Source organism: Erythrobacter sp. (genome assembly GCF_024305245.1).
In the GTDB taxonomy this organism is placed as follows: Bacteria; Pseudomonadota; Alphaproteobacteria; order Sphingomonadales; family Sphingomonadaceae; genus Erythrobacter.
Window position 1 is genome coordinate 85,694 of sequence record NZ_JAMWYX010000011.1, and the last position, 12,549, is coordinate 98,242.

12 protein-coding genes are annotated in these 12,549 nt (G+C 65.4%); 6 read left to right on the forward strand and 6 right to left on the reverse strand.

All coding sequences use genetic code 11. The features are described from left to right. Positions 1-75: 75 nt before the first annotated feature. The 3 genes from serS (at position 76) to Q0L48_RS14235 (ending at position 3,294) form a co-directional block, all read left to right on the forward strand. Positions 76-1,362: a serine--tRNA ligase gene (serS, locus tag Q0L48_RS14225; protein WP_296722039.1), complete on the forward strand. Its 1,287-nt coding sequence runs from the start codon at positions 76-78 to the stop codon at positions 1,360-1,362. Between the two features lie 97 nt (positions 1,363-1,459). Further along, positions 1,460-2,224: a 5'/3'-nucleotidase SurE gene (gene surE / locus Q0L48_RS14230; RefSeq protein WP_296722041.1), complete on the forward strand. Its 765-nt coding sequence runs from the start codon at positions 1,460-1,462 to the stop codon at positions 2,222-2,224. Next, on the forward strand, positions 2,224-3,294 hold the full coding sequence (locus tag Q0L48_RS14235; RefSeq protein ID WP_296722043.1) for a TrkA family potassium uptake protein: 1,071 nt from the start codon (positions 2,224-2,226) through the stop codon (positions 3,292-3,294). The genes surE and Q0L48_RS14235 overlap by 1 nt, the downstream gene beginning before the upstream one ends. A 7-nt stretch (positions 3,295-3,301) precedes the next feature. Here the strand turns inward: Q0L48_RS14235 and Q0L48_RS14240 are convergent, their stop codons facing one another. Then, positions 3,302-3,703, reverse strand: coding sequence for a DUF1761 domain-containing protein (locus Q0L48_RS14240; RefSeq protein WP_296722045.1), 402 nt, complete (start codon positions 3,701-3,703; stop codon positions 3,302-3,304). A gap of 77 nt (positions 3,704-3,780) precedes the next feature. Between Q0L48_RS14240 and rimO the strand changes: the two genes are divergently transcribed. From rimO to Q0L48_RS14255, 3 genes are all read left to right on the forward strand, one after another. Next, positions 3,781-5,172, forward strand: coding sequence for a 30S ribosomal protein S12 methylthiotransferase RimO (gene rimO, locus Q0L48_RS14245; RefSeq protein WP_296722046.1), 1,392 nt, complete (start codon positions 3,781-3,783; stop codon positions 5,170-5,172). 189 nt (positions 5,173-5,361) lie between these two features. Continuing rightward, complete coding sequence (locus tag Q0L48_RS14250; RefSeq protein ID WP_296722048.1) at positions 5,362-5,721, forward strand: hypothetical protein; 360 nt, start codon at positions 5,362-5,364, stop codon at positions 5,719-5,721. A 191-nt stretch (positions 5,722-5,912) separates the two neighbouring features. Further along, positions 5,913-6,782, forward strand: coding sequence for a L,D-transpeptidase family protein (locus Q0L48_RS14255; protein WP_296722050.1), 870 nt, complete (start codon positions 5,913-5,915; stop codon positions 6,780-6,782). A 9-nt stretch (positions 6,783-6,791) separates the two neighbouring features. On the opposite strand, the gene tilS is transcribed toward Q0L48_RS14255, so the two are convergent. The 5 genes from tilS to Q0L48_RS14280 form a co-directional block, all read right to left on the reverse strand. Next, the gene (tilS, locus tag Q0L48_RS14260) at positions 6,792-7,811 is read right to left on the reverse strand and encodes a tRNA lysidine(34) synthetase TilS (RefSeq protein ID WP_296722052.1); all 1,020 of its coding nucleotides are present in this window, start codon (positions 7,809-7,811) and stop codon (positions 6,792-6,794) included. After that, positions 7,802-8,767: a tetratricopeptide repeat protein gene (locus tag Q0L48_RS14265; RefSeq protein ID WP_296722054.1), complete on the reverse strand. Its 966-nt coding sequence runs from the start codon at positions 8,765-8,767 to the stop codon at positions 7,802-7,804. Before Q0L48_RS14265 ends, tilS begins: the two co-directional genes overlap by 10 nt. A gap of 142 nt (positions 8,768-8,909) precedes the next feature. Beyond that, complete coding sequence (locus Q0L48_RS14270) at positions 8,910-9,761, reverse strand: RodZ domain-containing protein (RefSeq protein ID WP_296722056.1); 852 nt, start codon at positions 9,759-9,761, stop codon at positions 8,910-8,912. Between the two features lie 167 nt (positions 9,762-9,928). Further along, the gene (gene ptsP / locus Q0L48_RS14275) at positions 9,929-12,214 is read right to left on the reverse strand and encodes a phosphoenolpyruvate--protein phosphotransferase (protein ID WP_296722058.1); all 2,286 of its coding nucleotides are present in this window, start codon (positions 12,212-12,214) and stop codon (positions 9,929-9,931) included. Between the two features lie 60 nt (positions 12,215-12,274). Next, positions 12,275-12,442, reverse strand: coding sequence for a YdcH family protein (locus Q0L48_RS14280; RefSeq protein ID WP_296722060.1), 168 nt, complete (start codon positions 12,440-12,442; stop codon positions 12,275-12,277). Positions 12,443-12,549 lie beyond the last annotated feature (107 nt).

Here is a 12,549-nt window from a genome sequence, read left to right on the forward strand (position 1 = left end):
CCTTTCTCCTTGGCCCTTTTCTTCTTGGCCCTTCCCTCTTTCCTTGGCGCGCCCGAACAGGCATAGGCGCGGGCCATGCATGATATCCGTTCAATCCGCGAAAATCCCGAGGCTTTCGATGCAGCGCTGGCGCGGCGGGGACTGGCCCCGCAGGCTGCCGATCTGATCGCGCTCGACGAAGAACGCCGCGCGCTGACCACGCAGGTGCAACTCGCACAAAGCCGCCGCAACGAGGCGTCCAAGCTGATCGGCGCGGCGATGGGCAAGGGCGACAAGGACGCAGCCGAGGCGCTGAAGGCCGAAGTCGCCGCGCTCAAGGACGAAATGCCCGCACTGGAAGCCCGCGCCGACGAATTGGCGGCGAAGCTGAAGGCGGCGCTGGAAATCATCCCCAACCTCCCCGCTGAAGACGTGCCCGATGGCGCGGGCGAGGAAGAGAACGTCGAAGTTGCCCGCTGGGGCACGCCGCGCACCTTCGACTTCACGCCCAAGGAACACGCCGACCTCGCGCCCGCGCTGGGCATGGATTTCGAAACCGGCGCGCGATTGTCCGGCGCCCGCTTCACCTTCCTGCGCGGCGACATGGCGCGCCTGCACCGGGCGCTCGGGCAGTTCATGCTCGACGTGCAGACCCGTGAGCATGGGTATGAGGAATGCAACCCGCCGGTCCTGGTGGGCGATGATGCCATGTATGGCACCGACAAGCTGCCGAAGTTTGCCGAGGATAGTTTCAACACCACCAATGGCCGCTGGCTCATCCCCACCAGCGAAGTCAGCCTCACCGCCAGCGTCATGGGCGAACTGCTCGATGAAAGCGCCCTCCCCATGCGCCTCACCGCGCTGACCTTGTGCTTCCGCTCCGAAGCGGGCGCGGCGGGGCGCGATACGCGGGGGTTCATCCGCCAGCACCAGTTCGAAAAGTGCGAACTGGTTAGCATCGTAAAGCCGGAAGACTCCGAAGAAGAACACGACCGCATGACCCGCGCGGCGGAAACCGTGCTCGAACGCCTGGCCCTGCCCTATCGCAAGCTGCTGCTGTGCACCGGCGACATGGGGTTTGGCGCGCGCAAAACCTACGACCTCGAAGTGTGGCTGCCGGGCCAGGGCGCTTACCGCGAAATCTCCTCGTGTTCGAACACCGGCGAGTTTCAGGCGCGGCGGATGAACACCCGCTACCGCGTTGCGGGCGAGCAGAAGACCACGCAGTTCGTCCACACCCTCAACGGCTCCGGCCTCGCGGTCGGGCGAACGCTGGTTGCGGTGATCGAGAATTGCCAGAACGCCGACGGCAGCGTCAGCGTGCCTGACGCATTGCTGCCTTACATGGGCGGTGTCACAACCCTCAATCCCCGTTCGTCCTGAGCCTGTCGAAGGACTGCCTTTCGTCTTCCCTGCCCGCAATCAAAGGAAATACAGTGCTTCGACAAGCTCAGCACGAACGGATAGGGGTGGCGGCGCAATGAGAATCCTCCTCACCAATGACGACGGCATCCACGCCCCCGGCCTCAAGGTGCTGGAGGAAATCGCGCGGCAGTTTTCCGATGACATCTGGATCTGCGCACCGTCCGAGGAACAATCAGGCGCGGGCCATTCGCTTACGCTGACGCGGCCGGTGCGGCTCAACACGCTGGGCGAGCGGCGCTTCGCCGTCACCGGCACGCCGACCGACAGCGTGATGATGGCACTGCGCACGGTGATGCCCGATGCGCCCGATCTCATCCTGTCAGGCGTCAATCGCGGCGCAAACCTCGGCGACGACATAACCTATTCGGGCACCGTCTCCGCCGCGATCGAGGGCGCGCTGGCGGGCATCCGCTCGATCGCGTTCAGCCAGGTCTACGCTCGCGAAGGCATGGCCGATGATGTGCCCTTCAGCGCAGCGCGCGAATGGGGGCCGAAGGTGCTCAGCCGCCTGATCGACGCGCCGATGGCCGAGCGCACGCTGATCAATGTGAACTTCCCCGCGCTACCGCCCGAGGACGTGAAAGGCATCCGCGTGGTGCGGCAGGGCTTCCACGATTATTCGCGCGGCAGCATCGTCGAAGGCCGCGATCCACGCGGCTATCGCTATTTCTGGTTCGGGCTCGACCCGATCGAGCACACCCTCGACCACGGCACCGATCTGGAGGCGATCGACGACGGCTATGTCGCGGTCACCCCGCTGCAGCTCGATCTCACCCACTATTCCACCATCGGCATTCTTGCCGAACGGTTCGGCGACTGATGCCGCCCGAGACTGGCCGCAACCCGTTCAAACGCAAGCCGAAGCTGGCCGACCAGTTCACGCCGCTGCGGCGGCAGGTGAAGCTTCCGGTGTGGGGCGATATCGGTATCAGGGCCGGGTTCGCGCTGGGCCTGCTGTTCATGGTCATCATGATCCACTGGTGGGACCGCGACGGGCTGGTCGACAATGTCGATGGCAACATCAGCTTTCTCGACGTGGTCTATTTCACCATGATCTCCGTCACCACCACCGGATTTGGCGACATCGCCCCGGTGTCCGACCGCGCGCGGTTGATCGAGGCGGTGATCGTCACCCCGGTCCGCATCGCGGTATTGTTCATCTTCGTGGGCGCGGCCTATGATTTCGTTATCAAGCGCAGCTGGGAGAAGTTTCGCATGGCTCGTATCCAGGAACAGCTGAGCGATCACGTGGTGGTGCTGGGCTATGGTGTATCCGGCTCACAGAGCGTGGGCGAGTTGATCGAGCGCGGGGTCGATCCGCGCTGCATCGTGGTGGTCGACCCGGGCGAGGATCGGCTGGCCGAGGCGGAGAAGCTGGGCGTCAATGTCATGGCCGCCGATGCAACCCGCGACGAAACGCTCAAATCCGTGCGCATATCCTCGGCGCAGAGCGTGCTGGTATCCGCCGGGCGTGACGACACCTCGATCCTGATCGTTCTGACCGTGCGTCATCTCGCGCCCGATGTGCCGATCAGCGTGGTGGTGCGCGCCGAAGACAACGAATTACTCGCACGGCAGGCGGGCGCGAACAATGTCATCAATCCGGTGCGCTTCACCGGTCTGCTGCTGGCCGGCAGCGTCAAGGGCGCGCATATTGCCGATTATCTGGCCGATCTCGCCAGTGTCAGCGGCCGCGTGCAACTGGTGGAGCGGGTGGTGACCGAAGAAGAATGCGGGCGTCCGATCACTGACCTTACAACCGGCGGTCAGGGCCTGCGCATCTATCGCAACGGTCGCCCGATCGGCTTCTGGGAGGATGAGTGCAAGGCGCTTCAGCCCGGCGATGTGCTGGTCGAAATTGTGGCAACCGCGCCGAGCGAGACCGGTTGAGCGCGGCTCAGCCGCGGAACCACACGAACACGCCGCCCATCGCCGCCATGCCGAACAGGAAATGCCCCGCGTCGATCAGGAACAGCATGCCCGACTTTCTGAGGTAGAGGTAATTGATCCCGATCGCGGGGATCATCACCCCCACGGCGAAACCGACCGCCATCATCATCACCACGAATGCGGGCGGATCGGTGCGGGCCACAAGGTGCCATAGCACCATCGCGATCAGCATCTCGAAGGCAAAGGTAAGCGCGAAGATCAGCGCCATGTTCCCGGTTTGCAACTGCGAATTGCGCAGCCCCGCGGCCCGCTGCCACAGCTGACGGAAGATCACGCCGTACCACAATGCGCCCACGGCAAAGAACGCGGCGGTTCCGGCCAGCACCGGCCACAGGGCAAAATCGTTCATGAGCGCATCTCCTCGATCTTCTCGGTTCGCACACCCTGCTAGCGCAAAGCCGCGCTGTCGTGTAGGGGCGCGCCGCAATGAACACCGTCTCCCCCACAAAGCCCACCGTCGTGGCCGAACAGAAGCGCATCGGGATGGTCAGCCTCGGCTGCCCCAAGGCGCTGGTCGATTCCGAACGCATCCTCACCCGGCTGCGCGCCGATGGCTATGCCTTTGCCGAGGACTACGCGGGCGCGGATGTGGTGCTGGTCAACACCTGCGGGTTTCTCGATTCCGCCAAGGAAGAAAGCCTCGCCGCGATCGGTGAAGCCATTGCCGAGAACGGCCGCGTGATCGTGACCGGCTGCATGGGCGAGGAAGCCGAGGCGATCCGCGCTGCGCACCCGCAAGTGCTCGCGGTGACGGGCGCGCACCAATATGAGCAGGTGGTCGAGGCCGTGCACACCCACGCACCGCCAAGCCAAGGCCCGTTCATCGACCTGATCCCGCAGCCTGACATCAAGCTGACGCCGCGCCATTACAGCTACCTGAAGATTTCCGAGGGCTGCAATCATTCCTGCGCCTTCTGCATCATCCCGTCGCTGCGCGGCAAACTCGCCAGCCGCCGGATCGATGCCGTGCTGCGCGAGGCAGAAAAGCTGGTGGCGGCAGGCACCCGCGAACTACTTGTGATCTCGCAGGATACCAGCGCCTACGGGGTCGATACCCGCCACGAACCGCGCCAGTGGAAAGGCCGGGACGTGCGCGCGCACATGACCGATCTGGCGCGCGAGCTGGGCGGCCTGCGTACGCCCGAGGGCACCCCGCCGTGGGTGCGGCTGCATTACGTCTATCCCTACCCGCACGTCGATCAGGTCATCCCGCTGATGGCCGAAGGGTTGCTGACGCCTTATCTCGACATCCCGTTCCAGCATGCTTCGCCCAAGGTTTTGAAGCTGATGAAGCGTCCGGCGAATGAGGCCAAGGTTCTCGAACGGCTGAAATCGTGGCGCGCCATCTGCCCCGACATCGCGATCCGATCCTCCTTCGTGGTCGGCTTCCCTGGCGAGACCGAGGAAGATTTCCGCTACCTGCTCGATTGGCTGGAGGAAGCGCAGCTCGACCGGGTCGGTGCGTTCCGGTTCGAACAGGTCGAAGGCGCGGCGGCGAATGCCCTGCCCGATCATGTGCCGGAAGCGCTGAAGGAAGAACGCTATGCCCGGATCATGGAAGTGACCGAGCGTATCAGCGCCGCCAAGCTTGCCGCCAAGGTGGGCCGCACGCTCCCGATCATCATCGATGAGGTGGGCGAACCCGACGAGGACGGCGACATCGGTGCCACAGGCCGCAGCCAGGCCGACGCCCCGGAGATCGACGGCGCGGTGTATCTGCGCAACGTGCCCGAAACGGTCGTACCCGGCGATATTGTCAACGTCGTGATCGAGGATGCCGACGCGCATGACTTGTTCGGAGCGATTGGACCGGGCTAAGGTGTCGCGCATCTAGGTTGCGGAACCCATCATTGGATTATAATAATGTAATCCACTATTGTAATATTTTTTCAAGTAGCCATCTCTCTATCAAGAGTAGGCGCGAGCGATCTTCATCTGCATTTTGTTGATGTTCATCGGCCGCCAGTCCGGTCGGCACCCCGCCTGTCGGCAACCCGGAAAAATCCCATGAACAGATATCTGATCGGCGCGGCAACTGCCGCCCTCGTAGCGACCCTTGGCGCTTGCGCGGGTTACGGCAACCGCTCGATGAATGCGGGCGAAAGCATCCAGCAGCGCGGCAGCGAGATCGCGCAGTATGGGGCTGACTGGAAATCCGGCAACAAGGCCGTTCGCGATGGCCAGAAGCTGGATGCCGAAAGCACCGATCAGATCGACAAGGCCCGTCGGCAGTTGGCCGATGCCGAAGCCGATCGGAAGCGTGCGCGCCAGATGATCGCCGACGGTACGGTAGCGATGCAGCGCTCCGAAGCGGAATATGCCGCCACGCGCGCCGGTCCGCCCGCCACACCTGCTCCGCCGCAGTGAGCGAAACGGCCGAGTCAGGCGGAACGTTGAGGTGGCGACTGCCACCGATTAGCATCCCACCCGCCATCGTCCCCGCAAGGGTTGAGGTGGCGACTGCGACCGATTAACATCCCGCCCGCCATCGTCCCCGCAAGGGACGCGGCGCGGTTAGTCTCTGGCATTGACCCGGCTTACGGGGCATATGGAATGCCATGATCCGGTCCCTCGCCATACCCGTCGCCCTCATCGCGCTTGCCGCATCTTGCGCGCCTTTGCTGGCCCAGAACGATGCAGGCGCCAGCGTGCAGGACGCCGCCGAGGCTGCCCAACTGGTCGCCGCACGCGCGGACAGCGCGTTCGAGCGGGTTGATCCCGATGTCGAAATGCCACCGCGGATCGATCTGACGTTGCCGGCCGCGACCGCCGACACGGATTCCGCGATGATCCAAGCCAGTCTGCCACCGCTGCTCGCGAGTGACGATACGGTGACTGCGCCTGCGCCCGAATCCGATCCTATGGCGCCGCGCGGCCCGGCAGTGCGGATGATTTCCAGCGAAGTGGTGCAGCCGCTGCCCCTCGCCGCCCGCGCTGCGGCACCGGCGGCCCGCGCCAGCAATGATCCCTTCGTCATCAAATCGATCCTGCCGATCGAAGGCAGCATCCGTTACGGCGACTGGTTCTGGGACGAAAGCGGCGCGCCGAACGTCGGCAAGCTCGTCATCACCGTCGATCTGGAAGCGCGCGTCATCAGCGCCTTCCGCGACGGGCACGAAATCGGCACCGCGGTTGCGCTGCTCGGCACGCGCTCGCACCCCACGCCGCTCGGCACCTTCCCGATCCTGACCAAGGAGAAGGACAATATCTCCGAAAAATACAACAACGCGCCGATGCCCTGGACATTGCGGCTGACGTGGGACGGGATCGCGATCCATGGGTCGCCGGTGATGAACGGCTATGCCAGCCACGGCTGCGTTGCCGTGCCGGATGAATTCGCCGCCAAGCTGTTTGCCGCCGCCAAGCGCGGGGACAAGGTGATCATCACCCGCGGACAAATGGTCGGCGTTGGCGATAAGGTGCTTTAGGGCGCCGCCTTAGTTCGCCTTCCCGCGCGGGGGTTCGGGACGGAATCGCCAGACGCGCATCAGCACGCCCACTTTCTCTACCCGCTCGACCCCGGCCACTGCCAGCACGCCGCCCAGCGAAGCATTCTCGCCCTGCCACAGCCGGTCCCATGCGCGCGCGGCCTCTGCCCGCGTGGCGTGGCCGCCCAGTTCGGCGATGATCCGCATGATCGTCTCGATCGCAACCACCCGCGGCACATTGGCGTGATAGGCATAGCCCAGCCCGCCCGGTGCGCTGTCATCGGGCACCACCATCTCGTCCCAATCGAGCCCGGCATACCATGCGATTGCCTGCCAGCCTTCGGCGATATGCGCCGCGCTGGCGGCAAGCTGCGCCGGATCGAGCCAGGCGGATGCCGCAGCGATCCGTTCGCGCATCGCGACCCGCTCGAAATCGCGGTTGGCGTTGGATGGATCGCGCACCGGGACGATCCCGGCGGCCTCGACCACCGCTTCCAGCGCCGATTTGCGCCAGCCGAGCAAGGGGCGCAGCAGGGTGACATCACTTCCCTCGATTGTCGTACTTCCGCGCACTCCTGCGAGCCCGGCCAGCCCGCTGCCCCGGTTCAACCGCATCAGCAGCGTTTCGGCCTGATCATCGGCGTGGTGCGCGGTGGCGACAGCGCCCAGGCCCGCCGCGCGCGCCCAACCCGCCAACGCCGCATAACGTGCCGCGCGCGCCTGAGCCTGAAGATTGCCCGGTTGCGGTGTGAGGGTGAAGGCGGTGAAGGGAATGGAACGCTCCCCCGCCAGCCGCTCGACCAGCGCGACCTCGCCTGCCGCTTCGGGCCGCAAGCCGTGATCGATGCTGGCGACCGCGATCCGTCCGGGCAGCGCGGCATGCGCCAGCAGCATCAGCGCCAGACTGTCCGGCCCACCCGATACCGCGAGGCCGAGCGGCCCGGTGCGTTCGTCATCCGGCCACAATGCCGCCAGATCGGCGGCGAAGCGCCCCGCCGGATTATCGCCCGGATTACCGCTTAGCTGCACGTCACCTTGGCGCTGTTTGCCTGATATTCGTCGGCCAAGCGGCCGGAGGCGATGACGGGATAAGTCGCGCCGAATTCGGCCAGCGCGATGCAGGCGCGGCGGGTATCGCCCATCGCGATCATCGATTGCGCAAGATAGAGCAGGCTGTCCGCGCCGCGCGCGCCGTCCTTGTCGGCCTGATAATTGCGCAGGAACCAGCGCGCTGCCTCTTCAGGCATGTTGTCGTCAAGAAAGGCGCGGCCCAGCAGGTTGCGGCCGAAGCTGATGCGCGAGTGGTTGGGGTACTGCTCGACATAGCGGGTCAGCTGTTGGCGCGCTTCGGGATAAAGCTCGGCGTCCCACAGGCGGAAGCCATAGGTATATTCGTCATCCCCGGCATCGGCAGTCTGCGGCTTGGCGATGGCCTGCACTGCCGCCAGCCGCTCTGGGCTGGGCGCGGCAACGGCTGTGGACGGGGTCGGCGCGGGATCGGCGGCTGCGGGCGCCGCAGTCGGCAGCGTTGCTTCCGGCGCGATCACGCCCATCGTGCTGCCATTCGTGCCCATCGGCGCTGCGGTCTGACGGCTCTCAAGCACGGCGATGCGCTGTTCCAGCAGGCCGAACTGGTTGGCCTGCTCCTCGGACCGGGCAGTGAGGGTCTGCAACTGCGCCTCAAGCGTTTGCAGGCGTACGAGGATATCGGTCACCGGCGTCGTTGTGGGAGGAATCACTCCCATGACCTGCCCGGTATCGCTGCCCTGCGGACTCGCGGGGGCGATCTGCGGCTCGAAAAAGCGCCCGTCGCCGCCCGGAAAAACCTTGCGCTGGAGGGCGCGCACTTCGGCCTCAAGCTTGCGCAGGCGGACCTCGTCGCCGGTATCCTGCGCAAAAACAGGTGCAGGCAGCACCGCGATGGTGGCTGCAGCCAGCATCACCCGCAACAGGCGCGGGCGGAGGGTCGGAGATGCGGTTGTCATGTTCGGCGGGCTCCCTTGCGATGGCCGCCCCGGACCGCTGCGGGGCATATGAACACGGATAGTCACCCCTGCCGCCTTGCCGCTGCCAAGTCGAGAGCGCGCGACCCCTAATCAACGGGAAATCGTGCGCGCCTTCGCCCGATCAGCCGTCCGCGCCAGCACCGGATGCAGCTGGCGCAGCAGCTTCGGTTTCCGGCGTGGGCCGCGCCAGCAGCGCGGATGCCGAAATCGCCATGCCCGCCAGGGTGGTGGGGCGCTGCGCAAGTGGCGGCACGCTCTCGCCGTCAATCGTGATCGCCAGCAGATCGGGACGTCCGGTGTTGATCCGCGGATCGACGGCGTCGGTCGGCAATGTAAAGCTTTCGTCCATCGCCAGCTGCTTTTCGAGCAATCGCTCGCCGCCTTCCTCGTAGATCCGCACCCACACGCCGTCGCCCAGCGATGTCAGCACGACCTCTCCGTCGGCCGCAGGCGCTGCGGCGGCAGGGGCAGGTGCCGGATTGGCAGCGACCGGCATGGCAGCGGGCGGGGGCGGAGTTTCGATCGGTCCGGGTCCGTTTCCGGCGCCGAAGCGCGAGCTGAAAAAGGCGATCAGCCCCACCGCCAGCACCAGCGCGGCAAAGGCACCGAACCACGCCAGACCGGCAGAGGGCAGCTTGGCCGGATCGCCGGGCTCCATCCCCGATCCCATCGACGTGCGCCGGGTCTGGCCATCAGACAGCTCGCCTCGCACCGCATCCACGATCGCCGCGTCGTCAAGGCCGAGCAGGCGGGCATAGGTGCGCGAGAAACCGATCGCATAGGTGCGCGACGGCAAGGAACCGAAATCCCCCGCCTCGATTGCTTCGAGATGGCGCAGCGGAATGCGCGATTCCGCGGCAATGTGCGGCAGATCGAAACCGCGCGTCTCGCGCGCGGCACGCAGCCGGGCGCCCGCCCCGGCATAGGCCGTGCCATGCGCCTCTTCGACGCCGATATCCTGTTCGCTGTCCATGACCCGAATCCAATGCCTTCTGGTGAGGCTTTTGTTAGTATCTGCGTGAATTGCGCTTGAACGACACACAGCCTGTCGCGGGGGCTGCTGTCAAGCGCACCGAGCGCGGGACGACCCGTGCCGCGCACGGCGCGGCGCATCGGCAGCTCACGGGTTGGCGCGGACCCTCAATCGTATTCGATATCGCGCGCGTCCGCCCAGTCCGACAATTGCTGGCGCAGGTCGCGCTGCGGCTCGGCCAGCCAGCCTGTCATCGCAGCCGACAGCTCGGCCAGATCGACCTTGCGGACCAGTTCCTTGATCGGGCCGACCGCTGCCGGGGTGATCGACAACCGGCGATAACCGATCCCCATCAACGCCAGCGCCTCCAGCCGGCGCCCGCCCATTTCGCCGCACACACCGACATCGACTCCGCTTCCGACGCAGCCCTGCATCACCCGGCGCAGGAACCGGAGAATCGACGGGCTGAGCCAGTCATAGCGTTCGGCCAGCTTGGGATTGGCGCGGTCGGCAGCGAACAGGAACTGCGTGAGATCATTGGTGCCGATCGACAGGAAGCTCAGTTTGGGCAGCAGCATGTCCAGCACTTCGGCCAGCGCAGGCACTTCCAGCATCGCGCCGAAATGAATGCGTTCGGGCAGCAGCTTCTTCTGCGCGCGCAGGTAGACGAGCTGTTCGTCGAACACCGCCTTGGCCGCATCGAATTCCCACGGTTCGCTGACCATCGGGAACATCACGTAAAGCGATCGCCCCGCCGATGCCTCCATCAAGGATCGCGCCTGCACCTTCATCAGCCCTTCGCGCTCCAGCGCCAGCCGCAGCGCGCGCCAGCCCATCGCCGGGTTTTCATCCTGCGCCGCGATTTCGGACGCGAGGTAAGGCACCGCCTTGTCGCCGCCGATATCGACCGTGCGGAAGATCACCGGCTTGTCACCCGCCGCCTCCAGCACGTCGCGATACAGCCGGGTCTGGCGTTCGCGCTGCGGCAGGGTCGCGGAAACGAGGAATTGGAATTCGGTGCGGAACAGGCCCACGCCGTCCGCGCCGGTCATCGCCAGCGCGCTCATATCGTCGCGCAGGCCGGCGTTCATCATCACCTGAATGCGGGTGCCGCAACGGGTGAACGGCTCCACATCGCGCAAGCTGGCATAGGCCGCCTGCTTCTCGCGCGATTTGGCGAAGCGCGTCTGGAACGCATCGGCGACCTGCGGCAACGGGCGCACGATGGCATTGCCCGCCGTCGCATCGAGCAGGATCTCGTCGCCTTCGCGGATGGTGGTGCGCACACCCCCGCCCTTGCCATTATTGATCCGCCCGATCACCGGCACGTTCATGGCGCGGGCGACGATAACCACGTGCGCGGTGAGCGAGCCTTCTTCCAGAATCACGCCCTTCAGCCGCCGCCGATCATATTCGAGCAGTTCCGCCGGGCCGAGATTACGGGCGATCAGGATGGTATCGCGGCGCAGGCCCTGTGATGCGGCAGTGCCGATCTGCCCGGCGACGATCCTGAGCAGCCGATTGGCGAGATCTTCCAGATCATGCATCCGGTCGGCCAGCAGCGGATCGTCGATCTCGCGCATCCGCATCCGCGTGTGCTGCTGCACGCGCTCGATGGCGGCCTCTGCGGTCAGCCCGCTGTCGATCGCCTCGTTGATCCGGCGCGACCAGCCTTCGTCGTAAGCGAACATCTTGTAGGTCTCGAGCACCTCTTCATGCTCGCCGCCGACGCCGAATTCGGCCTGACTGGCGAGCGTGTCGATCTGCTCGCGCATCCGGTCGAAGGCGCGATAGACCCGCTGGCGCTCGGCCTCGGTATCGTCGGCCATGACCTGTGTGATCTCGACCCGCGGCTGGTGGTAGACAGCGTGCCCGGCCCCCAGCCCCTTGACCAGAGTCAGCCCCGAAAGCGTCTGCGGCCCGGTCTGATCGGCGGTCAGCCCGCGGGCTTCCTCCTCGTCGACCAGTTCGGCATTGGCGATGAGCTCGGACAAGACCATTGCAGTGGTCTGCAGCGCCTCGATCTCGACTTCCTCGTAGCGGCGCGGATCGATGTGCTGGACGGACAGCACCCCCACCGCGCGTTCGCGATAGACGATCGGCACGCCGGCAAAGGAGTGGAACTTGTCCTCACCGGTTTCCGGGCGGTACTGGAAGTCGGGGTGAGCCTTGGCCTCGGCGAGGTTGAGCGTTTCCACCTTCTGCGCGATTGCGCCGGTCAGCCCTTCGCCGATTGCCATGCGGGTGACGTGCACCGCGCTCTGGTTCAGCCCGCGCGTGGCGAACAGTTCCAGCATACCTTCGCGCAGAAGATAGATCGAGCACACCTCGCTCGACAGGCATTCGCCGATGATCTCCACCACCTGATCGAGTTTGCCCTGCGCGTGGAGGCGCGAGGCCATAACCTCGGTCAGGCGGGTGAGAATCTGGCGGGCGGCTGCGGCTGCGCTCATGGCCCTTCAGGCTTAGGGCCGACACCCGCAACCTGCAACCGTCGCGGCAAGTTGCGCCGGTCAGTAGCCGACGATTTCTTCCTTCAATCGCAATTTCTGCTTCTTGAGCGCCTGGATCGTCGCGGTGTCGGGTATGGGCCGGGCCATTTCCTGATGCAGCCGCTGATCGAGTTCGGCATGCTTGGCCTGAAGGGCGTGGATGTGGGAAGACACTGCGGTCGATGCCATTATGCGTTCTCCTGTCCTGCGGGGGGATGCCCCCGGAAAGGCGACTCGAACCAGTAGCGGCCGAGCCGCAGGTTTCATTGAAACCACAGCCACGCTAACTTTGAAAG